Raw genomic sequence first — 22,458 nt, forward strand, 5'->3', positions numbered from 1 at the left:
TTCAGCGGAAGTCGCGGCCGAAGTCGTAGTCGTCCAGCGGCACCGCGGCACCGGTACCCGTACCGAACACGTCCGGGGTGTAGTAGCCGTCGTCGTAGGACGGGATCGCGTACGCCGCGACCCGGGCCTCTTCGGTCGGCTGCACCTGGATGTTGCGGTAGCGGTTGATGCCCGTACCGGCCGGGATCAGCTTACCGATGATCACGTTCTCCTTGAGGCCGACGAGCTTGTCCGAGCGGCCGTTGATCGCCGCGTCGGTCAGGACTCGCGTGGTCTCCTGGAACGACGCCGCCGACAGCCACGAGTCCGTGGTCAGCGACGCCTTCGTGATACCCATCAGCACCGGACGACCCGAAGCCGGCTCGCCGCCCTCGGCGACCGCGGCCCGGTTCGTCGCCTCGAACTTGGTCCGCTCGGGCAGCTCGCCCGGCAGGAAGTCCGTGGCACCGGAGTCGATGATCGTCACCCGGCGCAGCATCTGCCGGACGATGACCTCGATGTGCTTGTCGTGGATCGACACACCCTGGGCGCGGTACACCTTCTGGACCTCGTCCACCAGGTGGATCTGCGCCTCGCGCGGCCCCATGACCCGCAGGACCTCGTGCGGGTCCGGCGTGCCCTCGAGCAGCTGCTGGCCGACGTGCACGTGGTCACCGTCGCCCAGCGGGCCGTTCGGGGTGTTCGCGAGCCGCTGCCGCTTGGACAGCTTGTCGAAGACGATCTCCTCGCCCCCGTCGTCCGGGATGAGGGTGATCTTCCAGAACCGCTCGCTCTCCTCGATCCGCACGCGGCCGTCGACGTCGGCGATGGGCGCCTTGCCCTTCGGGACGCGGGCCTCGAACAGCTCCTGGACACGCGGCAGACCGGTCGTGATGTCGTCACCGGCCACACCACCCTGGTGGAACGTACGCATCGTCAGCTGCGTACCCGGCTCACCGATCGACTGGGCGGCGACGATACCCACCGCCTCGCCGACGTCGACGAGCTGACCGGTCGCCATCGAGCGGCCGTAGCAGGTCGCGCAGATACCGACGGCCGACTCACACGTCAGCACCGAGCGGACCTTGACCTTCGAGATCCCGCTGCCGAGCAGCTTCTCGATGGCCGGGTCGCCCAGGTCGTCGCCGGCGTTCAGCACGACGTTGCCCTTGGCGTCCACCGCGTCCGTCGCGAGGTTCCGCGCGTACACGGAGGTCTCGACGTGCTGGTCGCGCAGGACCTTGCCGTCGCCGATGTCCTCACCGATCGGCATCATGATGCCGCGGGTGGTGCCGCAGTCGACCTCGCGGACGATGACGTCCTGCGAGACGTCCACCAGACGCCGGGTCAGGTAACCCGAGTCGGCGGTGCGGAGCGCCGTGTCCGCCAGGCCCTTCCGGGCACCGTGCGTAGCGATGAAGTACTCCGCCACCGACAGGCCCTCACGGAAGTTGGCCTTGATCGGACGCGGGATGTACTCACCCTTCGGGTTCGACACCAGGCCACGCATCCCGGCCAGGGACCGGACCTGCGTCATGTTACCGGCGGCGCCCGACTTCACGATCATGGCGATCGGGTTGTCGTCCGGCAGCGCCGTCTCCATGATCTTGTGGACCTCTTCGGTGGCCTGCGTCCACACCTTGACGAGCTCGTTGTTGCGCTCGGCGTGCGACAGCTGACCGCGCTGGTAGCGCTTCTCCACCTGGGAGGCCTTGCCCTCGTACTCGTCGAGGATGGCCTTCTTGCCCACCGGGGTGAGCACGTCCGAGATGGCGACGGTGACACCCGACCGGGTCGCCCAGTAGAAGCCGGCGTCCTTCAGCCGGTCCAGGGTCTGCGCGACCTGGGTCATCGAGTACCGCTCGGCGAGGTCGTTCACGATCGCGGCCTGACGCTTCTTCGGCATCGGCTCGTTGATGAACGGGTAGTCCGCCGGCAGCAGCTCGTTGAACAGCACGCGGCCCAGGGTCGTCTCGGCCAGCCACGCCTTGCCCGGCTCCCAGCCCTTCTCCGCGAGCCGCGGCTCGTCGGCCTTGGCCGGCTGCCGGTCGGTGATGCGGATCTTGACCGGGGCGTGCAGGCTCAGCGCCTTGCGGTCGAAGGCCATGATGGCCTCGGCCGGCGACGAGTACGCGTTGCCCGCGCCCTCGGCGTTCTCGTTGAGCCGGGTCAGGTGGAACAGACCCGTGACCATGTCCAGCCGCGGCATGGCGAGCGGACGGCCCGACGCCGGCGACAGGATGTTGTTCGCCGACAGCATCAGGATCCGGGCCTCGGCCTGCGCCTCGGCCGACAGCGGCAGGTGCACCGCCATCTGGTCACCGTCGAAGTCCGCGTTGAACGCCTCGCAGACCAGCGGGTGCAGCTGGATGGCCTTGCCTTCGACCAGCTGCGGCTCGAAGGCCTGGATGCCGAGGCGGTGCAGGGTCGGCGCGCGGTTCAGCATCACCGGGTGGCCGGTGATGACCTCTTCCAGCACGTCCCACACCTGCGGCCGCGAGCGCTCCACCATCCGCTTGGCGGACTTGATGTTCTGCGCGTGGTTCAGGTCGACCAGCCGCTTCATGACGAACGGCTTGAACAGCTCGAGCGCCATGTCCTTCGGCAGACCGCACTGGTGCAGCTTCAGCTGCGGGCCGACGATGATGACCGAACGGCCCGAGTAGTCGACGCGCTTGCCGAGCAGGTTCTGGCGGAACCGGCCCTGCTTGCCCTTGAGCAGGTCGGACAGCGACTTCAGCGGCCGGTTGCCCGGGCCGGTGACCGGACGGCCGCGGCGGCCGTTGTCGAACAGCGCGTCGACGGCCTCCTGCAGCATCCGCTTCTCGTTGTTGACGATGATCTCGGGCGCGCCGAGGTCGATCAGCCGCTTGAGGCGGTTGTTCCGGTTGATCACCCGGCGGTACAGGTCGTTCAGGTCGGAGGTCGCGAAGCGGCCACCGTCCAGCTGCACCATCGGGCGCAGGTCCGGCGGGATCACCGGGACGGCGTCGAGCACCATGCCGCGCGGGTCGTTGCCGGTGGCCTGGAAGGCCGCGACGACCTTGAGCCGCTTCAGCGCGCGGAGCTTCTTCTGCCCCTTGCCGTTGCGGATGGTGTCGCGCAGGCTCTCGGCCTCGGCGTTGACGTCGAACTCGGTGGCCAGCTTCTGGATGGCCTCCGCGCCCATGCCGCCGGTGAAGTACTCGCCGTAGCGGTCGACGAGCTCGCGGTAGAGCAGCTCGTCGGCGATCAGCTGGCGGGTGTCGAGCTTCGTGAAGGTCGTCCAGACCTCCTCGAGGCGGTCCAGCTCGCGGCCGGCGCGGTCGCGGATCTGGCGCATCTCCCGCTCGCCGCCCTCCTTGACCTTGCGGCGGACGTCGGACTTGGCGCCCTCCGCCTCCAGCGCGGCCAGGTCGGCTTCGAGCTTCTGCGCGCGGGCTTCGATGTCCGCGTCACGCTTGGTCTCGAGGTTCTTGCGCTCGACGCCGATCTCGTTCTCGAGGGTCGGCAGGTCGTTGTGGCGCAGCTCCGTGTTCACGCCCGTGATGACGTAAGCAGCGAAGTAGATGATCTTCTCGAGGTCCTTCGGCGCCAGGTCCAGCAGGTAGCCGAGGCGGGAAGGGACACCCTTGAAGTACCAGATGTGGGTGACCGGGGCGGCCAGCTCGATGTGGCCCATCCGCTCGCGGCGCACCTTGGCGCGGGTCACCTCGACGCCGCAGCGCTCACAGATGATGCCCTTGAAGCGGACGCGCTTGTACTTGCCGCAGTAGCACTCCCAGTCCCGGGTCGGGCCGAAGATCTTCTCGCAGAAGAGGCCGTCCTTCTCGGGCTTGAGCGTCCGGTAGTTGATGGTCTCCGGCTTCTTGACCTCGCCGTACGACCACTGACGGATGTCGTCGGCCGTGGCGAGACCAATGCGGAGCTCATCGAAGAAGTTGACGTCCAGCACGTCTAAGTCCCCTTGGGGTTGTATCGGCTAGAGAGGGGTCGGCGGGCGAGCTCCGGGGCCTGCGGGAGGCCGGCCCCGGAGCTCAGCTCGCGATCAGTGCACGACGTCGTCCACCGAGGGCGACTCGTTGCGGGACAGGTTGATGCCGAGGTTCGCCGCGGCGCGCTCGAGGTCCTCGTCGTCGGAGTCGCGCATCTCGATCGCCGCACCGTCGCTGGAGAGCACCTCGACGTTGAGGCACAGCGACTGGAGCTCCTTGAGGAGCACCTTGAACGACTCCGGGATGCCCGGCTCGGGGATGTTCTCGCCCTTGACGATGGCCTCGTACACCTTGACGCGGCCGACCACGTCGTCCGACTTGATCGTCAGCAGCTCCTGCAGCGTGTAGGCGGCGCCGTACGCCTGCATCGCCCAGCACTCCATCTCACCGAAGCGCTGGCCACCGAACTGCGCCTTACCACCCAGCGGCTGCTGCGTGATCATCGAGTACGGACCGGTGGAGCGGGCGTGGATCTTGTCGTCGACCAGGTGGTGCAGCTTCAGGATGTACATGTAGCCGACCGAAACCGGGTACGGGTACGGCTCGCCGGAGCGGCCGTCGAACAGGTTGGCCTTCCCGTTCTCCTTGACCATCCGCTCGCCGTCGCGGTTCGGCTTCGTGCTGCTGAGCAGGCCGGTGAGCTCCTCCTCCTTCGCGCCGTCGAACACCGGGGTGGCGGTGTTCGTGCCGGGCGCGACGTCGCGGAGCTCGGGCGAAAGGTTCTTCGCCCAGTCCGGGTCGCCCTCGATCGTCCAGCCCTGCGAGGCCAGCCAGCCGAGGTGCAGCTCGAGGATCTGGCCGATGTTCATCCGTCGCGGCACACCGTGCGTGTTCAGGATGATGTCGACCGGGGTGCCGTCCTCCATGAACGGCATGTCCTCGACCGGCAGGATCTTGCCGATGACACCCTTGTTGCCGTGCCGGCCGGCGAGCTTGTCGCCCGGCTGGATCTTGCGCTTCTGGGCCACGTAGACGCGAACCAGCTCGTTGACGCCCGGGGGCAGCTCGTCGTCGTCCTCGCGGGAGAACACCCGGATGCCGATGACCTTGCCGGTCTCGCCGTGCGGCACCTTCAGCGAGGTGTCGCGGACTTCGCGGGCCTTCTCGCCGAAGATCGCGCGGAGCAGGCGCTCCTCCGGGGTCAGCTCGGTCTCGCCCTTCGGCGTGACCTTGCCGACCAGGATGTCGCCGTCGCGGACCTCGGCACCGATGCGGATGATGCCGCGCTCGTCGAGGTCGGCCAGGACCTCCTCGGAGACGTTCGGGATGTCCCGGGTGATCTCCTCGGCGCCCAGCTTCGTGTCGCGGGCGTCGATCTCGTGCTCCTCGATGTGGATCGACGTGAGCACGTCGTCCTGCACCAGGCGCTCGGAGAGGATGATCGCGTCCTCGTAGTTGTGGCCCTCCCACGGCATGACCGCGACCAGCAGGTTCTTGCCGAGGGCGACCTCACCGTTTTCGGTGGACGGGCCGTCGGCGATGACCTGGCCGGCTTCCACCCGGTCGCCCTCGTTGACGATCGGGCGGTGGTTGAAGCAGGTGCCGTGGTTCGAGCGGCGGAACTTGTAGAGGCTGTAGCTCTTCCGCGTGCCGTCGTCGTGCATGACCGTGATCAGGTCGGCCGACAGCTCCTCGACCACGCCCGACTGCTCGGCGACCAGCATGTCGCCCGAGTCGATCGCGGCGCGCAGCTCCACGCCGGTGCCGACGTACGGCGCCTGGCTGCGGAGCAGCGGCACGGCCTGACGCTGCATGTTCGCGCCCATCAGCGCGCGGTTCGCGTCGTCGTGCTCGAGGAACGGGATCATCGCCGTCGCGATCGAGACCATCTGCCGCGGCGACACGTCCATGTAGTCGATGTCGAGCGGGTCGATCAGCTCGACCTCGCCGCCCTTGCGGCGGGCCATGACCCGGTCTTCGACGAAGTTGCCGTCGTCGTCGATCGGCGCGTTGGCCTGGGCCTTGACGTAGCGGTCTTCCTCGTCCGCCGTCAGGTAGTCGATCTGGTCGGTGACCCGGCCCTCGACGACCTTGCGGTACGGCGTCTCGATGAAGCCGAACGGGTTGACCCGCGCGTAGGAGCAGAGCGAGCCGATCAGGCCGATGTTCGGGCCTTCCGGCGTCTCGATCGGGCACATCCGGCCGTAGTGCGACGGGTGGACGTCGCGGACCTCCATGCCGGCGCGCTCACGCGACAGACCACCCGGGCCCAGCGCGTTGAGGCGGCGCTTGTGGGTCAGGCCGTCGATCGGGTTCGTCTGCTGCATGAACTGCGACAGCTGCGAGGTGCCGAAGAACTCCTTGATCGCCGCGCCGATCGGGCGGATGTTGATCAGGGTCTGCGGGGTGATCGCCTCGACGTCCTGCGTGGTCATGCGCTCGCGGACGACGCGCTCGGTGCGCGACAGGCCGACCCGGATCTGGTTCTGGATCAGCTCGCCGACGGTGCGGATGCGGCGGTTGCCGAAGTGGTCGATGTCGTCGGTCTCGACCGGGATCTCGGTCCCGTTCGCGGCGGTCATCTTGTCCTCGCCGGCGTGCAGCCGGACCAGGTACTCGATGATCGTGACGATGTCTTCTTCGGTCAGCGTGCCGTTGTCGATCGGGGTCGACAGGCCCAGCTTCTTGTTGACCTTGTACCGGCCGACCTTGGCCAGGTCGTAGCGCTTCGCCTTGAAGAACAGGTTCTCCAGCAGGGTCTGCGCGCTCTCCTTCGTGGGCGGCTCGCCCGGGCGGAGCTTGCGGTAGATGTCGAGCAGGGCCTCGTCGGTGCCCGCGGTGTGGTCCTTCTCGAGGGTGGCCAGCAGCGTCTCCGAGAAGGAGAAGCGCTCGCGGATCGCCTCGGTGGTCCAGCCGAGCGCCTTCAGCAGCACGGTGACCGGCTGGCGGCGCTTGCGGTCGATGCGGACGCCGACGGTGTCGCGCTTGTCGACGTCGAACTCCAGCCAGGCACCCCGGCTCGGGATGACCCGGACGCTGAAGACGTCCTTGTCGGAGGTCTTGTCGATGTCCTTCGAGTAGTAGACACCGGGCGAGCGGACCAGCTGGGACACCACGACACGCTCGGTGCCGTTGATGACGAAGGTGCCCTTGTCGGTCATCACCGGGAAGTCGCCCAGGAAGACCGTCTGGCTCTTGATCTCGCCCGTGTTGTTGTTGACGAACTCCGCCGTGACGAACAGCGGGGCCGCGTACGTCATGTCCTTGTCCTTGCACTCCTCGATCGAGGCCTTGACCTCGTCGAAGCGCGGGGCGGAGAAGGACAGGGACATCGAGCCGGAGAAGTCTTCGATCGGCGAGATCTCGTTGAGGACCTCTTCGAGGCCGCCGACCGGGTTCTCCTCACCCTCCTCGACACGGCGCTGGAACCACGCTTCGTCCCCGGTGAACCACTGGAACGACTGGATCTGGACGTCGAGCAGGTTGGGGGTGTTCAGGGGTTCGCGAATCTTTGCGAAGGAAACCCGCTTGGGCGCGCCGGGGATACCCGTGGCCTCCGAGCGAGATTCAGCCGAGGTGGTCGCAGCAGTGGCCTGGTTCGCGGGAGAGACTGCCAAGATGCGTCCTTCCGGGGACAATGAGCGGTGACGGCCGCCATAGCAACAGCTATCAGCGACTGTCAAGGGTGCCGTGTGCCCACTATCCTAACTACCGGCTCCGGGCAGCCTGAAAGAGGGCAGCGCAAAAAGACAGTCTAGCCCGAACGTCGCGGCCTGTCCAGGGGGCGCTCCAGATGGGGCCCAGCCTGCTTCGCAACGTCTTCAGGTATGCCTCCGGGCGAGCCGGTGGTCCCTCCCGCAAGGGCCCCGGTTTCGCCGTCGGGAGTAAGCGTGACCCCACCGGCGCTTCGAGTCAAGATGCCACACGGGGGTCCCGCCGGTTGGCGCAGCGTGGAAGAGGTTCAGCGGAGCGTGAGCGGCCGAATATCATTCCAGCTACCAGCCGGTAACGCCACCTTGGCGGCTCTACCTGCGGTTTTCCGGTGACGTCGGGGGTATGGCGAAGGCGACACGGCCGGGCTGCGGCCGGGCGTGTCGGGGACGGTTCCCGAAGATCGGTGACGTGGGAGAGCGCTTGCCCGGCGGCGTGGCTCCACCGCCGGGGCTGCGGTCCCGGACGGTGCTCGGCCCTGACGGACCCGGCCACTCACACCTCTGCACCTCCCTCGCCGGCCGGCCCCCTCGGCCCGGCCCGCTGCTCACCTCCACCTCTCTTCTCTTCCTCTTCTCCGCACTGCCGGACACCCGGGGCCCGCGCCGCCCTCCACTGCGGCGTGACCACCCTCCGCGTCCAGTGACTCGCGCTCCGTCGCCGATCCCGTCACGGCACCCAACCGCCGGGGGACGACCTCGCTACGAGAACACCTTCCACGCCGCCGCCAGCTCGACCCGGGACGTGATGTTCATCTTCTGGAACACCTTCTTGAGGTGGAACGCCACCGTGTGCCGGGAGATGAACAGCTGCCTGCCCACCTCGTTGTTGGTGTGGCCCTGGCTGACCAGCTCCGCCACCGCGAACTCCGTGTTGGTCAGCCCGTGCGGGACGACGCCCTCGCACTCGACAGTCCGGGTCGTGCCGCGGCGGACGCCGTACTCGCGGAGCTTGTTCACCACCCGGGCGGAGTCGCGGGTGGCGCTCACCGCCGCGTAGGTGTCGAGCACCGATTCGAGGATCCTGATCGTCCGGTCGCGCTCGGAGCAGCGGGCGGCCAGCAGGCTCGCCAGGTCCTCGCGCGCCGAGGCCGCGCACCAGCGGTCGGGGTGGATGTCGGCGGCCTCGTGGAGCTTGGCCGCGTCCTTCTCCAACAGGCCCGCCGCGTGCAGGGCCGAGCCGCGGATCACGCTGAACCCGGACTGCTCGGCGGCCAGTGCGGCGGACTCCGCCACCGATGCACGGGCCAGGTCGTGCGCGCCCAGCTTGACGCACGCGCGGACCAGCCAGGACGCCGCCGCCGGTTCCGAGACCAGCAGCTGCCTCAGCACCACCGGGTTGGTGACGATCCCGGCGATGAGGCTCGCCGCGCTCGCCACGCCGCTGCGGGCTTCCACCGCCTGCGCGGCCACCCATGCCCCCGGCGCCTGCCCGAAGTAGCCGAGCAGCGCTTCGTCCGACAGCTTGTCGACGAAGTGGCGGCACGCCCGCATGTCCGCGCGGCGGAGGGCACCCAGCGCCAGCACCACGTAGCTCGGCGGCCGCAGCGACCGGTCACCGCACCGCTCGGCGATCTCCAGGCCGGTGCTGATCTCGTCCATCGCGTCGTCGACCTCGCCGGTGGCGAACAGCAGGCTGCCCCGGACGTTGTGCTCGACGGCGGTCATCCGGTCGGAGGCCGCCCCGCACCGGACGGCGCCGGCGGATTCGAGCACGCGGCGGCCGGCGTCGAGGTCGCGGGCCTTGATCAGCAACCCGACGTACCAGAACCGGGCCAGCTGGCCCAGCTCACCGGATTCCCGGCGGTCACCCGAGGCCGCTGCCTTGGCGCAGTGCAGCCCCGCGTCGAGCCGCCCGTTGAACCACGAAGTGGCGGAGCGGCGGAGAAAACCAGCGGTGTCACAGGACCGCTGCATCAAATCATCCCCGAATCCGGTGAACGGGTTCGGCGGCATCTGCAAGTCAGGTACGGTCAACATCGATCGGCTATCCCCCAGGTAATAGACGAAGCGGAATCGAATTGCGGCGCGCCGCGCGCTTCCGGGGAATCATTCCCGACACCGAGCATGAACGGCACGCCCCGTAGGGGCCGTTCCCCCCAAACGTAGTGCGCACCGCGTCAAAGTGGTGTTCGCGCGGAGCGCGGCAAAGCGGAAAACCAGTCACAGCGTGGCGGTACCCCAGAAGGCGCACCGGGGGCGCGCCACCACAACCTCCCCAGGTTGACACGTCAATAATTAACGGCTTACTCGGCCCACAGTAGCTTCGGCGGGACCCGTCGTCATCTCCTGTGTGACTCCGATCACAATCCCCGAGAAGGCTTGGTTTGTGGCGATTTTCTTGCCCTGCAACGGAATTAACTTCGAGTTCACAGCTCGCGTCAGCCCGATGGACTAGCGGGACAAACGGTTAGTAGTCAACAAACCATGCGGTCGGACCATGTTCACGGTAACTATGGTCCAGACCCATGGGAGATCAGCAGGTCACGCCGCACCCCCGCGGAATAGGCGGTAACCGATCCGCGGTGGGCGAGGCGCGTGAATCCGGGCGTTCAGCCCAATCCATTCGCCGATTCGGCGGACAGGTGCAGCAAGGCCCGTGCGGCCAGCCGGTAGCCGAAGGCGCCGAGGCCGACCACCACCCCGCTCGCCAGCGGTGCGATGACCGACTCGTGCCGGAACTGCTCGCGCGCCCACACGTTGCTCAGGTGGACCTCGATCCACGGCGGCTCGTAGCTGGCCAGCGCGTCGCGCAGGCTCCAGCCGGCGATCATCAGCGCACCGGGGTTGACGATCGCGCCGACCGTCGTGTCGCGGTGCTCGTGTACCGCGCCGACCAGCTCGCCTTCGCCGTCACGCTGCACGGACACGACGTCCCACCCGCGGGGGCGCACCTCCTCGGCGACCATCTTCTCGATGTCGGCCAGCGTGTCGGTGCCGTAGATCTCCGGCTCGCGCCTGCCCAGCACACCCAGGTTGGGACCGTTCAGCAGCAGGATTTCTGGCACCGGGAAACACCTCGCTCAGCAGGGGAAACGGACTTCCCCATGCTGTCGGCGGCTGCGGAGGGGCACCACCCCTACGTTGATAGTTGCGCCCGGTGACCTATCAGGTCGGGGGATGCCCGGCCGCCCGCGCGGAACTTAGGCTCGCGCCGAGGCTTGTCCGGCGATCCGGGAATGGAGTTCCTCCGCAGTGACGACCAATGTGACCGACAACGCGCCCAAAACCGAATCGCTGCGTTCACCGCTCCCCCCGGAGTTCGTCCGCCGCGAAGACCCGTTCCACGTGCCACCCGCATTGGTGGCCGTGGCCGAACAGGGCCCCGTCGCCCGGGCGACGCTGGCCGCCGGCGATCCGTTCTGGCTCGTCTCCGGGTACGAGGAAGCGCGCGCGGTGCTTTCGGACCAGCGCTTTTCCTCCGACCGGTTCCAGTACCACCCGCGGTTCAAGGAACTGTCGGCCGAATTCCGCGAGCGGCTGCGCGACGACAAGGCGCGGGCCGGCTCGTTCATCAACATGGACCCGCCGGAGCACACCCGGTACCGGAAGCTGCTCACCGGGCAGTTCACCGTCCGCCGGATCCGCGAGCTCGGCGCCCGGATCGACGAGATCGTCACCGGCCGGGTGGACGCCATGCTGGCGGGCGGGACGACCGCCGACCTGATGACCGAGTTCGCCTTCCCGGCGCCGTCGCTGATGATCTGCGAGCTGCTCGGGGTGCGCTACGAGGACCGGGCGGGGTTCCAGGAGCGCGCGTCGGCGCTGCTGCAGATGAACCAGCCGGTCGCGGAGGCGGTGAAGAACGCCGACGCCCTGCGCGCGTTCATGCAGGCGCTGGTCGAGGACAAGCGCGCGCACCCCGCCGACGACCTGCTCTCCGGCCTGATCCACCACGCCGGCGCCGACCCCGCGCTCACCGACGACGAGCTGATCAACATCGCCAACCTGCTGCTCATCGCCGGCTACGACACCACGGCGAGCATGCTGGGGCTGGGCATCTTCGTGCTGCTGCAGCGCCCGGACCAGCTCGCCACGCTGCGCGACAACCCGGACCGCATCACCGACGCCGTCGAAGAGCTGCTCCGGTACCTGTCGGTGGTGAACCCGGGGATCTTCCGGTTCGCCAAGGAGGACCTCGAGTTCGCCGGCCAGCACATCCCGGCCGGGTCGACGGTCGTGGTCTCGGTGGTCGCCACCAACCGCGACGAGCGCCAGTGGCCGAACCCGGACCTGGACCTGACCCGCCCCCGCGGCCCGCACCTGGCGTTCGGCCACGGCGTCCACCAGTGCCTCGGCCAGCAGCTGGCCCGGATGGAGATGCAGGCGGGCTACGCGGAACTGCTGCGCCGGCTGCCGAACCTGCGGCTGGCGGTGCCGCCGGCGGAGGTCCCGCTGCGCAACGACATGCTGACGTACGGGGTGCACTCGCTCCCGGTCGCGTGGGACGCCCCTTAGGACGGACGTGCGAAGGCCCGGACCGCATGATGGCGGTCCGGGCCTTCGCATGTCCGGGGTGCCGGCGGGGGCACCAGGCGTGATCTGGGACGTATCTCGCGTGCTTGGAGACGTGACTCGCGTGATGGGGCGCGTATCTCGCGTGATTGGAGAGGCATCTCGCGTGATTGGAGGGGCATCACTCGTGATTGGAGGGGCGACGTGGCGAAACCGGCTCCCGCCGCACCGTCTGGGGGGCCGGTGCGGCGGGAGCCGGTGTCTGGTTCCGCTCGTCAGGCGACGAAGCGGGTGATCGATTCCGCGAGTGACTCGGCGTCGACGCCGAACAGGCGGTCGTGCTCCTCGGCCGTTCCGTAGACGCGGGCCTCGCGGTCGCGCCAGGTGCCGAACGAGCGGAGGCGGTGCGGGACGTCCGCCAGCGCCTCGGTCACCTCGAACGCCGACGTCCCGCGCAGGTACGGCTCGACCAGCACCACGTTCGGCGCAGCAGCGTTCACCGCCGCGCGCAGGCCGGCGTGGTCGAACGGGCGGATCGTGGCCGCGTACAGCACCGTGACGTCCGCCGTGGCCGTCGCGGCCAGGACCTGGTCCAGCACCGGGCCCACCGCGACCACCACGCCCTTGCGGCCCTGGCGCAGCACGGTGAACCGGTCCGACACCGGCACCGGCTCGCTGTTCGCGCGTTCGGACAGCCGGACGTAGACCCGGTTGTCGCCCGCGATGGCCTGGCTCAGCAGGGGCGCGACCTCGTCCTCGTGGCCCGGGACGTGCACCGTCCAGCCCGGCAGCGTGTCCAGCAGGGCCACGTCGCCCGGTGCCTGGTGGGTGCGGCCCCACGACGGGTCGTCGTAGGACGCGCCGACGCTGACCAGCACCGCGCCGACGTCCTGGTGGCCGAGGCCGATCTTGAGCTGCTCGAACGGCCGCTCGACCAGGAACGGCGCGTACGTGTGCACCACCGGCCGCTGACCGGCCAGCGCGAAGCCGCCGGCGATGTCGATCATCGCCTGCTCGCGGATGCCGAAGTTGTGGACGCGGTCCGGGAAGTCCTTCTTCAGGTCCCAGAAGAACCACGACGAGATGTCGGCGGTCAGCATGACCACCCGCGGGTCCGCGGCCAGCGACTCGATCACCGTCTCGGCGAAGACCGTCCGCATCTGCTTCCTGGTCACCTGCGTGGTCATCCGGCGGCCCCTTCCTCGATCGGCAGGATCTCCGCGACGACGGCACGCGGCCGCCCGTCGGTCTCCCCGGTCAGCGCCTTCTCCAGCGCGTCGTGGTCGCGGCCGTCGACCGTGGTCGCGGCCCAGCCCTCCTGCTCGAAGCGCCCGGCGATGCCGCCCGGCCAGCCGAGGCTGGCCGTCTTGTTGTCGATGACGATCGCGGTGAGCCGGTCCAGCCCGAGCCGTCCGGCGATCGCCATCGTCTCGTGGTTGCTGCCCTCGTCGAACTCGCCGTCGCCCATCAGGACGAACACGCGGGCCTCGCGGCCCTGTGCCCGCAGCCCGAGCGCGGTGCCGACGCCGAGCGGCAGCCCGTGGCCCAGCGAACCGGCGCTGATCTCCACGCCGGGCGCCAGGGTGCGGTCGGGGTGCATGCCGAGCGGCGAGCCCCACTGCCGCCAGGTGTCCAGCGTCTCCGGCGCCATGAAGCCCTTCGCGGCGAGCACCGCGTAGTAGGCCATCGGGCCGTGGCCCTTGGAGAGGTAGAACCGGTCGCGGTCGGGGTCGTCGATGTTCGACGGCGACACGTTCAGCACGCGCTCGTAGAGCACCCAGATCGCGTGCAGCGTCGACGCCGCGGCCCAGCCGTGCTTCTCGTCCCCCGTCATCCGGCCGAACAGGCCGCGGAGGTTCTCTTCGGTCATCTGCATGGTTTCGGGTTCCCTCACTCGGGCTTGCGCGCGGTCAGCAGGACGTACCCGAGCGACGGCTCGTCGCTGAACGCGCGGAACCGGCCCAGCGTGACCTCGAACTGCGCGGCCTCGATGTGCTGCAGCGCCTGCTCCCGCAGGCCCTCGAACCGCTCCGCCGCCTTGGCCCACGACGGCCGGGTGTACTGGCTGACGTCCTCGGCGTTTTCGGGCTCGAGGCCGGCTTCGCGCAGGTGCTCCTGGTACTCGTCGAGCGAGACCACGGCCACCACGCCCTTGCCGACCTCGCGGACGCGCTCGGCGTCGGCTTCCAGCCCGGCCGGGCTGGGGACGAGCAGGAAGTCGCCGAGCGCCAGGCGCCCGCCCGGCCGCAGCACGCGGGCCGCCTGGCGGATCACGTGCCAGCGGTCCGGCATGTGGTGCAGCGATTCCAGCGCCCAGACCAGGTCGAACGACCCGTCCTCGTACGGCAGGTCCATCGCGTCGGCGTACTCGAAGACGACCCGGTCGTCGACGTCGGCCTTGTAAGCGCGGTCGTTCGCCCGCTCCACCTGCTTCTCGCTGATGGAGATGCCGGTGACCATGACGTCGTTCGCCGTCGCCATCCGGATCGCCGGCTCGCCGTTGCCGCAGCCGATGTCGAGCAGCCGGTCGCCGGCCCGCAGCGGGAGCATCGCGGCCAGCCGGTCGGTGAGCCGCGTGGTGGCCTCTTCGAGCGTCGCGGACTCGTCGTCCCAGTACCCGTGGTGCAGGTTCTCACCCCAGAGCTGGTCGAGCAGGTCCGCGAAAGCGTCGTAGCCCTTACCAATCTCGTTCGGAGTCGGCTTCGTCACCAGTACCCCTAAGCATCGTTTCGCGTGACCGTGTCGATCAACGCCTGGCCTGCAAGGTCTTCGGCGAGATTAGGTCAGCGCCGCCGCGCCGGGCATCCCTCGTTCTGATAGCCCTCCGTCAGTCCACAGAGGACACCAAGGTGAGCACTGTGAGGTTGGGGGATGCCCGGCCGGGTGCCCGTTGCCTACCGTCCGAACGCGGGGGCCGCGGCGTGCCCGCCCCACGCGGGAGGCCCCGCGTGGCCAACGAGGAAGGGGATGGCCATGACCGCCACCGCCAAGCCTTCGGCCGAGCCGGTCGACCTGTTCTCACCGGAAGTGGTCGCCGACCCGTTCGGCTGGTACGCGCGGTTGCGCGAAGAGCCGTTGCCGCACACGGGGACGCTGAACCTCGGCACCATGATGGGCGGCCCCGACATGTGGCTGGCCACCCGCTACGAGGACGTCCTCACCGTCCTGACCGACCCGCGGTTCCTCACCAACCCGCCGGCCGACTCGCCGCTGGCGGACATCCGCGACGGCGTCTTCAAGGCGATGAACTTCCCCGAGGACCTCATCCCCTGGATGGCCAACAAGCTCAACACCGCCGACGGCGAGGACCACACGCGGCTGCGCAAGCTGGTCTCCTACGCGCTGACCGCGCGCCGCGTGAACGCGCTGCGGCCGCGCGTCGAGAAGATCACCGCGGACCTGCTCGACCACATGGCCGAGCTGGGCAAGGACGGCGCGCCCGTCGACATCGTCGAGGAGTTCTGCTTCCCGCTGCCGGTGACGGTGATCTGCGAGCTGGTCGGCATCGACGAGGAAGACCGCGCGGCCTGGCACGCCTGGGGCAACGCGATGGCGACGATGGACGGCCCCAGCATCCCGCCCGCGCTGCGCAAGTGCATCGCCCTCTCCCGCGAGCTGATGGCCCGCCGTCGCGTCGAACCGAAGGACGACCTGGTCACCGCGCTCGTGCAGGCTCAGGCCGACGCCCCGGGCCGGGTGTCCGACGACGAGATCGTCGGCATCCTGTTCAGCCTGGTCACCGCCGGGCACCAGACGACGACGTACCTGATCGGCAACTCGGTGCTGTTCCTGCTGGAGCACCCCGACCAGCTCGCCCGGCTGAAGGCCGAGCCGGAGCTGTGGGCGCAGGCCGTGCGCGAACTGCAGCGCCTCGGCCCGCTCCAGTTCACGCAGGCGCGGTTCCCCTCCGAGGACGTCGAACTCGGCGGCGTCACGATCCCGCGCGGGACACCGGTCGCGCCGCTGCTGCTGGCCGCCAACACCGACCCGCGCAAGTTCGACGAGCCGGACAAGCTGATCGTCGACCGGCTGAGCGTGGCCAACGAGATGCACCTGTCCTTCGGCAAGGGCATCCACCGCTGCCTGGGCCAGCACCTCGCCTACCAGGAGGCCGAGGTGGCGCTGCACGGGCTGTTCACGCGGTTCCCGGACCTGGCGCTCGCCGTGCCGCGCGAAGAGATCCCGTGGATTTTGCGGCCGGCGTTCACCCGGACCAAGACGCTCCCCCTGAAGCTCGCTTAGCCCCGAAAGGCAGTCTCACCGTGCTCCGACCAGACGCCGAAAAGTGGTTACGCCGGTTCGAACGGGCGCCGGACGCACGAGCCCGGCTCGTGTGCCTGCCCCACGCCGGCGGTTCGGCCAGCTTCTTCTTCCCACTGGCCAAGGCCCTCGCTCCCGCGGTGGAGGTACTGGCGGTCCAGTACCCGGGCCGCCAGGACCGGCGGCACGAGCCGCCCGTCGACAGCATCGGCGGGCTGGTGGACCGGCTGCTGGAGGTGCTGCGGCCGCTCGACGACCGGCCGCTGGCGCTGTTCGGGCACAGCATGGGCGCGATCATCGGCTACGAGCTGGCGTTGCGGCTGCCCGAGGCCGGGCGGCCCGCGCCGGCGCACCTGTTCGCCTCCGGGCGGCGGGCGCCCTCGCGCTACCGCGACGACGACATCCGCGGCGCGTCGGACGACCGGCTCGTCGCGGAGCTGCGGAAGCTGGGCGGTTCGGATGCGGCCATGCTCGCCGACCCCGAGCTGCTGGCCATGGTGCTGCCGGCGATCCGCAGCGACTACCGCGCGGTCGACACCTACCGGCACGAGCCCGGGCGGCGGGTGGCCTGCCCGGTGACGGCGTTCACCGGCGACCGCGATCCCCGCGTGTCCGTCGAAGAGGCCCGCGCGTGGGCGGAGCACACCACCGGGCCGTCCGAGCTGCGGGTGCTGCCGGGTGGCCACTTCTTCCTGGTCGACCAGGCCGCGCCGATCATCGCGACGATCACCGAAAAGCTGGCCGGTGCGGTGCTCTCCGGGAGGACGTCGTGACGCGGGCCGCGGTCCGGCGCGTGCTGGCGCCCAGCGAAAGCATCCACGCCGCCAAAGAGGCCTACATCGGGTACACCGTGCGGGCCGAAGGCCGGCTCGACCCGGACGCGCTGACCACGGCGTTCGACGCGGTCACCCGCGCCTACCCCCACCTCTCGGCCCGGGTCGAGTTCACCGGCGAGGGCGCGGTGCTCACCGAGTCCGAAGACCCCGCGGCACGGCCGGAGATCCGGTTCGCCGACGGCGACCCTTCCCGGCCGCTGTCCGGGCTGGACCTCGACCAGAGCCGGGCGCTGAGCGCGCTCAACGTCGTCCGGGACGGCGACGAGGCCGGCGTCTGCCTGGCGATCCAGCACAGCGTCGCCGATGCCCACCACGCCACCGCGATCCTGGCGGAGCTGTGGTCCTGCTACACCGACGTCGTCGAAGGGGTGCCGCTCGACCCGGTCCGCCACCCGTACCCGCGGTCGCTGGAGGACCTGCTCGCCGAGCGCGGCATCCACGCGAGCGGCCCGGCCATCCCGGTGGCCCCGCCGCCGGCGTCCGCCCCCTCGACCCGGCCGGACCCGGTCGTCCGCCACGTCGTGCAGCACCGGCTGACCGCGGCCGAGACGACGGCACTGCGCGAGCTCGGGCACCGCGAGAAGGTGACGGTCAACGGCCTGGTGTCGGGCGCGGTCCTGCTCGCCGAGGCCGAAATCCGGGACATGCCGCTGACCGACCTGGTCTACCGGTACTCGGTGAACCTGCGCGACCGGCTGACACCGCCGGTCGGCGCGACCGAGGGCACGAACGTGCTCGGCGGGGTCGGGTTCCAGGTGCCGTCCGGGATGGCACCCGACGCCGTCGTCATCGGCCGGGCCATCGGCACGCAGCTGCGGGCCGGTCTCTCCGACGGTTCCGTGCAGCGCAGCATCCTCGACATGTTCTCCCGGCCCGCCGCCGCGAAGCCGTGGGACCCGAAGCTCGCCTTGGCCGTGGTCAGCATCATGAACTGGGGTGTCGCCCCGCCGATGCGCACGCCGGACGGCCTGCGGCTGACCAACTTGCACTCGGCGTCCCGGATGCGGGAGACCATCGCGCTCGGCGGTTACGTGCTGAGCACCTCCGGCGGCCGGATCGGCATCGACCTGGGCTGGCCCGAGGGCGACCCGTCGCTGCCGCGGCGCGTCGAGTGCCTGCGCGAACGGCTGGCCCGCCTGACTCGCGAGAGGTGAGGTTCCCGTGACGGACACGGACGTCGTCATCGTCGGCAACGGCCCGGTCGGGGCCACCCTCTCGGTGCTGCTGGCCCAGCGCGGCTGGCGGGTCACCGTGCTGGAGCGCCGGCCGCGGCCGTACAAGCTGCCGCGGGCGACCAGCTTCGACGGCGAGACCGCGCGGCTGCTGGCCGCCACCGGCATCGGCCCGGACCTCGGCCGGATCACCGCGCCGGCCAACGGCTACCAGTGGCAGACCGCCGACGGGCGGACGCTGCTGGACATCGCCTTCACCACCGACGGCCGGTACGGCTGGCCGGACGCGAACACCATGCACCAGCCGTCGCTGGAGGAGCTGATCGCGGCCCGGGCGGCGGCGCTGCCCGGGATCACCGTGCTGCGCGGGCACGAAGTCGTGGCCATCGCCGACGGCGAGCACGTCCGGGTGACCGCCATCGACCCCGACGAGGTGACGCGGACGCTTTCGGCGCGGTGGGTGGTCGGCTGCGACGGCGCCAACAGCTTCGTGCGCGAGCACCTCGACGTACCGGTGACCGACCTCGGCTTCTCCTACGAGTGGCTGCTCTGCGACGTCCAGCTGACCGAGCCGCGCGAGTTCGTGCCGACCAACGTGCAGATCTGCGACCCGGCCCGTCCGACGACGCTGGTCGGCAGCGGCCCCGGCCGCCGTCGCTGGGAGTTCATGCGGCTGCCGGGCGAAAACGCGGCCGAGCTCAACAAGGACGAGACGGCGTGGCGGCTGATGGCGCCCTTCGGCGTCACCCCGGAGACCGCGACCCTGCTGCGCAGCACCACCTACATCTTCCAGGCCCGGTGGGCCGACCGGTGGCGGGTGGGGCACGTCCTGCTGGCCGGCGACGCGGCCCACCTGATGCCGCCGTTCGCCGGGCAGGGCATGTGCTCCGGTGTCCGGGACGTCACCAACCTGGCGTGGAAGCTCGACCTCACGCTCCGCGGCCTGGCCCCGGAGTCCCTTTTGGACAGTTACGGGGCGGAACGCCGGGAGCAGGCGCGCGAAGCGATCCTGGCGTCGGTCCAGCTGGGCCGGGTGATCTGCGTGACGGACCCGGCGGCCGCCGCCGAGCGGGACGCCACCGTGCTGGCCAACCGGCGGGGCAAGCCGGCGGGCCGTCCGGAGCCGGCGAAACCGCTCACCGGCGGGCTGCTCCACGAGAGCCCGGGTGCGGGCGTGGTCGTGCCGCAGGGCCGGGTGTGCCTGGGCGGCACCACCGGGCTCTTCGACGACGTCGTCGGCCGGGGTTTCGTGCTGCTGACCACCGAGGAAGTCCGCTCGGAGTTCCTCAGCGGCCTCGGAACGCACGTCGTCCGGCTGGCCGACGGCGTGGACGTCGACGACGTCTACCGGCCCTTCCTGGCCCGGTTCGGGGCGGCTTCGGTGCTGGTGCGCCCGGATTACCACGTCTTCGGCACGGCGGGGCCCGGCGGGTTCGACGCCCTGGTGGACGCCCTGCAGAACCGGTTGCGCGCGGCCGTGCCCACCGCCTGAGCCACCCACGACGAGAAGGGGGGCCGGTCCCGCGGGACCGGCCCCCCTTCTCGTCGTGCGTCAGAAGCTGCGCATGCCCGCCATCAGGCTGCGCAGCTCCACCGTCAGGTAGTTGCTGTGCGACAGCAGCGACATCAGCTGGCTCAGCGTCGTCCAGAGGAAGCGGTCGTCGGGCTCCGGGTCGAAGTCGTCCTCGACCTCGATCACCAGGTAGCGGTTCTGCGCGTGGTAGAACCGGCCGCCCTCCTCGGAATGCACGACGTCCAGCCGCACCCGGCCGGTCGGCGCGGCGAGCGCGTAGTCGAGGTAGGCCGGGCGGTGCTCGGCCGGCGCGTCGGCGTAGTTGCCGGGCTGGCAGTGCACGGTCGCGGTCAGCTCGGCGATGTTGAGCGTCCCCGCGTCGCTGCGGGCCTGGACCAGCGCGTGCAGCGTGCCGCCGATCCGCTTGACCAGCAACGCCAGCAGGCCGGACTGCCGGGGCGCCACCAGCGGCTGCGTCCAGGCGGTGACCTCGCGGTTGCTGGCCTCCACGGAGACCGCGACGACGTCGAAGTACTTGCCGTCCCGGTGGTCGATGACCTCGTGGCCCAGGCGCCAGCCGTCCTCGGCGATCTCCTTGAGCGGCACCCGGCGCTGCACCAGCTCCTGGCGGGCGCGCACCTCGGTGAGCCAGCTCAGGACGTGGCCCGGGTCGTGCACCGCGCGGCCTCGGCCGGACAGCGAGCGGTGGACCGCTTCGACGAACGAGCCGTCGCCCGCGGTCCGCTCGTCCGGGCGCGCCAGCGCGGGCGGGACGCACGCGAGGACGGTCCGGGAGTCCATGTTCACCATGTGGTCCAGCCGCAGCAGGCGGCGGATCTGGTCGAGGGTCAGCCAGCAGAAGTCCTCGTCCAGCGGGACGTCGTCGTCGGTCTCGACGACGATGTTGCGGTTGCGCTTGTGCAGGAACCACGACCCCTGCTCGGACTGCAGCCCGTCGAAGAGCACGCGGCCGCGTGAACCCGGCCGGAAGTACTCCATGTACTTCGTGGCCGCGCCGCCGTGGACCTTCATGTAGTTGCTGCGGGTGGCCTGCACGGTCGGCGACATCTGCAGCCCGTTGATGTTGCCCGGCTCCATCTTCGCCTGCATCAGGCAGTGCGGGACGCCGTCGAACCGCTTGACCAGGATGCCGAGCACGCCGATCTCCGGCTGCACGATGATGGGCTGGGCCCATTCGCTCACCCAGGGCCGGTCGGTCCGCACGCGCAGGCCCTCGACCGAGAAGAACCGGCCGCTGGCGTGCACCAGGTTGCCGGTGTCCGGCTCGAAGTCCCAGCCGGACAGGTCCGCGAACGGGATCCGGTCGACCCGGAAGCTGTTCGCGCGGGCCCGCGCGTTGAACCAGGAGTGGAAGTCCGCCATGGACATGACCGCGTCGTCGGCCACGGCGTCGGAGCGGCCGTCCCGCGCCGTGTCTTCGTGTATCGCGCTGTGGACCACGTCACTCCCTTCCTCGGCTCCGGCGAGCCTAGGACGGGTGCGGCGCGGCGGGCATCCCCCGACCTGATAGCAACCGCGTGGTCAGCGGAACGCGGGCATCACCTCGGCGGCGAAGAACCGCAGCAGCTTCTTCATCTCCTCGAGGGGCAGCCGCCGCGTGGAACCGAAGTCGCACAGCAGGTTGCCGTACCCCATGTCCTGAATGGACTTGATCTGCGCGATCACGCGGTCGGGATCGCCGATCACCTCCAGCTGGTCCCAGGCGAAGTCCGGCTCGGCCGAGAGGTCCTTCAGGCGTTCCAGGTGGTACTCGTAGCTCTTCGCCGCACCGCCGGTCTTCAGGTCGATCGGCGCGTTGCCCGCCAGGAAGACGCGGGTGCGGTCGAACGCCGCCTCGAACCGGGCCTGTTCCGCCCGGGCCCGCTCGTTCGACTCCGCCACGTACACGACCCGGCTGGCGACGAGTTCGACGTCTGCGGAGTCGACGCCGTGCTCCGCGGCGGTCGTGTGCCACGTCTGCGCGGCTTCGGCGATCCGCGCGAAGGGCGCGGCTGGGTCGGCCAGGATGGGCAGGCCGCGGGCGGCGTACTTCCGCACGGTCTCCGGGCTGATCGCGGCCACGTGCAGCGGCGGGTGCGGCCGCTGCACCGGCTTCGGGAGCAGCGTCAGCGGGTTGGTCGTCCCGTGGAACCGGCCCCGGTATTCGAAGCCTTCGGTGGTCAGCAGGCCGAGCAGCACGTCGAGGCACTCGTCGAACCGGTCGCGCGATTCGGCCAGGTCGAGCCCGAAGTTCTCGAACTCGATGCTCTGGTAGCCGCGGCCCACGCCGAGCTCGAGCCGGCCGCCCGAAAGCACGTCCACCATCGCCGCCTCTTCGGCCACGTGGACGGGGTTGCGCAGCGGCAGCACCACGATCCCGGAGCCGAGCCGCAGCCGTTCGGTGCGGCCGGCCAGGTGGGCGAGCATGGTGAGCGTGTTGGGCACGGTGCCGAAGTCGTGGAAGTGGTGCTCGGCCAGCCACACACCGTCGAAGCCGAGTTCCTCCAGCAGCTCGACGAGCTCGACGTGGTAGCCGTAGACCTCCGGCGCGCTCATCCCGGCGAACTGGTGGAAGAGGTGGAAAGTGGAGAACTTCATCGGGCCGTCGGCCACGGGCGT

General features: G+C 70.0%; 14 protein-coding genes. 5 read left to right on the forward strand and 9 right to left on the reverse strand.

What is annotated here, in order from left to right; all coding sequences use genetic code 11:
- Position 1 precedes the first annotated feature (1 nt).
- The 4 genes from ABZX11_RS06890 to ABZX11_RS06905 form a co-directional block, all read right to left on the reverse strand.
- Positions 2-3,913, reverse strand: a complete 3,912-nt coding sequence (locus ABZX11_RS06890) for a DNA-directed RNA polymerase subunit beta' (RefSeq protein WP_176173285.1) — start codon at positions 3,911-3,913, stop codon at positions 2-4.
- A gap of 93 nt (positions 3,914-4,006) precedes the next feature.
- Positions 4,007-7,510, reverse strand: coding sequence for a DNA-directed RNA polymerase subunit beta (locus tag ABZX11_RS06895; RefSeq protein ID WP_354910571.1), 3,504 nt, complete (start codon positions 7,508-7,510; stop codon positions 4,007-4,009).
- A 795-nt stretch (positions 7,511-8,305) separates the two neighbouring features.
- Positions 8,306-9,520, reverse strand: a complete 1,215-nt coding sequence (locus tag ABZX11_RS06900; protein ID WP_217709635.1) for a LuxR C-terminal-related transcriptional regulator — start codon at positions 9,518-9,520, stop codon at positions 8,306-8,308.
- Positions 9,521-10,155: 635 nt separating this feature from the next.
- Positions 10,156-10,611, reverse strand: a complete 456-nt coding sequence (locus ABZX11_RS06905) for a type II 3-dehydroquinate dehydratase (RefSeq protein WP_176173287.1) — start codon at positions 10,609-10,611, stop codon at positions 10,156-10,158.
- 187 nt (positions 10,612-10,798) lie between these two features.
- On the opposite strand from ABZX11_RS06905, the gene ABZX11_RS06910 reads away from it, so the two are divergent.
- Positions 10,799-12,061, forward strand: coding sequence for a cytochrome P450 (locus ABZX11_RS06910; protein WP_354910575.1), 1,263 nt, complete (start codon positions 10,799-10,801; stop codon positions 12,059-12,061).
- 272 nt (positions 12,062-12,333) lie between these two features.
- On the opposite strand, the gene ABZX11_RS06915 is transcribed toward ABZX11_RS06910, so the two are convergent.
- Genes ABZX11_RS06915 through ABZX11_RS06925 form a run of 3 tightly spaced genes read right to left on the reverse strand, consistent with a single transcriptional unit; the run spans position 12,334 to position 14,767 of the window.
- Positions 12,334-13,245, reverse strand: coding sequence for a transketolase (locus tag ABZX11_RS06915; RefSeq protein WP_176173288.1), 912 nt, complete (start codon positions 13,243-13,245; stop codon positions 12,334-12,336).
- Positions 13,242-13,934 carry a thiamine pyrophosphate-dependent enzyme gene (locus tag ABZX11_RS06920; RefSeq protein ID WP_176173289.1) on the reverse strand — a complete coding sequence of 231 codons (693 nt, stop codon included), beginning with the start codon at positions 13,932-13,934 and terminating at the stop codon, positions 13,242-13,244. The genes ABZX11_RS06915 and ABZX11_RS06920 overlap by 4 nt, the downstream gene beginning before the upstream one ends.
- Before the next feature lie 14 nt (positions 13,935-13,948).
- Positions 13,949-14,767 (reverse strand): 27-O-demethylrifamycin SV methyltransferase, encoded by an 819-nt coding sequence (locus tag ABZX11_RS06925; RefSeq protein WP_176173290.1) that lies wholly within the window; start codon positions 14,765-14,767, stop codon positions 13,949-13,951.
- Positions 14,768-15,025: 258 nt separating this feature from the next.
- Here ABZX11_RS06925 and ABZX11_RS06930 point away from each other — a divergent pair, with 258 nt between their 5' ends.
- The 4 genes from ABZX11_RS06930 to ABZX11_RS06945 are packed head-to-tail and all read left to right on the forward strand — an operon-like array spanning position 15,026 to position 19,818.
- Entirely contained in the window at positions 15,026-16,300 is a 1,275-nt protein-coding gene (locus tag ABZX11_RS06930; protein ID WP_354910579.1) for a cytochrome P450, read from the forward strand.
- A 20-nt stretch (positions 16,301-16,320) separates the two neighbouring features.
- A complete protein-coding gene (locus ABZX11_RS06935) occupies positions 16,321-17,091 on the forward strand; it encodes an alpha/beta fold hydrolase (protein WP_176173292.1) in 771 nt (256 codons plus the stop codon).
- Positions 17,088-18,308 carry an acyltransferase gene (locus ABZX11_RS06940; RefSeq protein ID WP_354910582.1) on the forward strand — a complete coding sequence of 407 codons (1,221 nt, stop codon included), beginning with the start codon at positions 17,088-17,090 and terminating at the stop codon, positions 18,306-18,308. The genes ABZX11_RS06935 and ABZX11_RS06940 overlap by 4 nt, the downstream gene beginning before the upstream one ends.
- Positions 18,309-18,315: 7 nt before the next feature.
- The gene (locus ABZX11_RS06945) at positions 18,316-19,818 is read left to right on the forward strand and encodes a bifunctional 3-(3-hydroxy-phenyl)propionate/3-hydroxycinnamic acid hydroxylase (RefSeq protein ID WP_354910585.1); all 1,503 of its coding nucleotides are present in this window, start codon (positions 18,316-18,318) and stop codon (positions 19,816-19,818) included.
- A 60-nt stretch (positions 19,819-19,878) separates the two neighbouring features.
- Here the strand turns inward: ABZX11_RS06945 and ABZX11_RS06950 are convergent, their stop codons facing one another.
- Positions 19,879-21,300, reverse strand: a complete 1,422-nt coding sequence (locus tag ABZX11_RS06950) for an NDP-hexose 2,3-dehydratase family protein (RefSeq protein WP_176173295.1) — start codon at positions 21,298-21,300, stop codon at positions 19,879-19,881.
- 81 nt (positions 21,301-21,381) lie between these two features.
- Positions 21,382-22,452: an LLM class flavin-dependent oxidoreductase gene (locus tag ABZX11_RS06955; RefSeq protein WP_354910589.1), complete on the reverse strand. Its 1,071-nt coding sequence runs from the start codon at positions 22,450-22,452 to the stop codon at positions 21,382-21,384.
- Positions 22,453-22,458 lie beyond the last annotated feature (6 nt).

The sequence above is a fragment of the Amycolatopsis sp. NPDC004169 genome (assembly GCF_040610315.1).
Lineage (GTDB): Bacteria > Actinomycetota > Actinomycetes > Mycobacteriales > Pseudonocardiaceae > Amycolatopsis.

Bases quoted from the DNA above. Each gene is read 5' to 3' on its own strand.
- ABZX11_RS06920 (WP_176173289.1), bottom strand. From the start codon at position 13,934: ATGCAGATGACCGAAGAGAACCTCCGCGGCCTGTTCGGCCGGATGACG.
- ABZX11_RS06915 (WP_176173288.1), bottom strand. From the start codon at position 13,245: ATGACCACGCAGGTGACCAGGAAGCAGATGCGGACGGTCTTCGCCGAG.
- ABZX11_RS06900 (WP_217709635.1), bottom strand. From the start codon at position 9,520: ATGCAGCGGTCCTGTGACACCGCTGGTTTTCTCCGCCGCTCCGCCACT.
- ABZX11_RS06930 (WP_354910579.1), top strand. From the start codon at position 15,026: ATGGCCATGACCGCCACCGCCAAGCCTTCGGCCGAGCCGGTCGACCTG.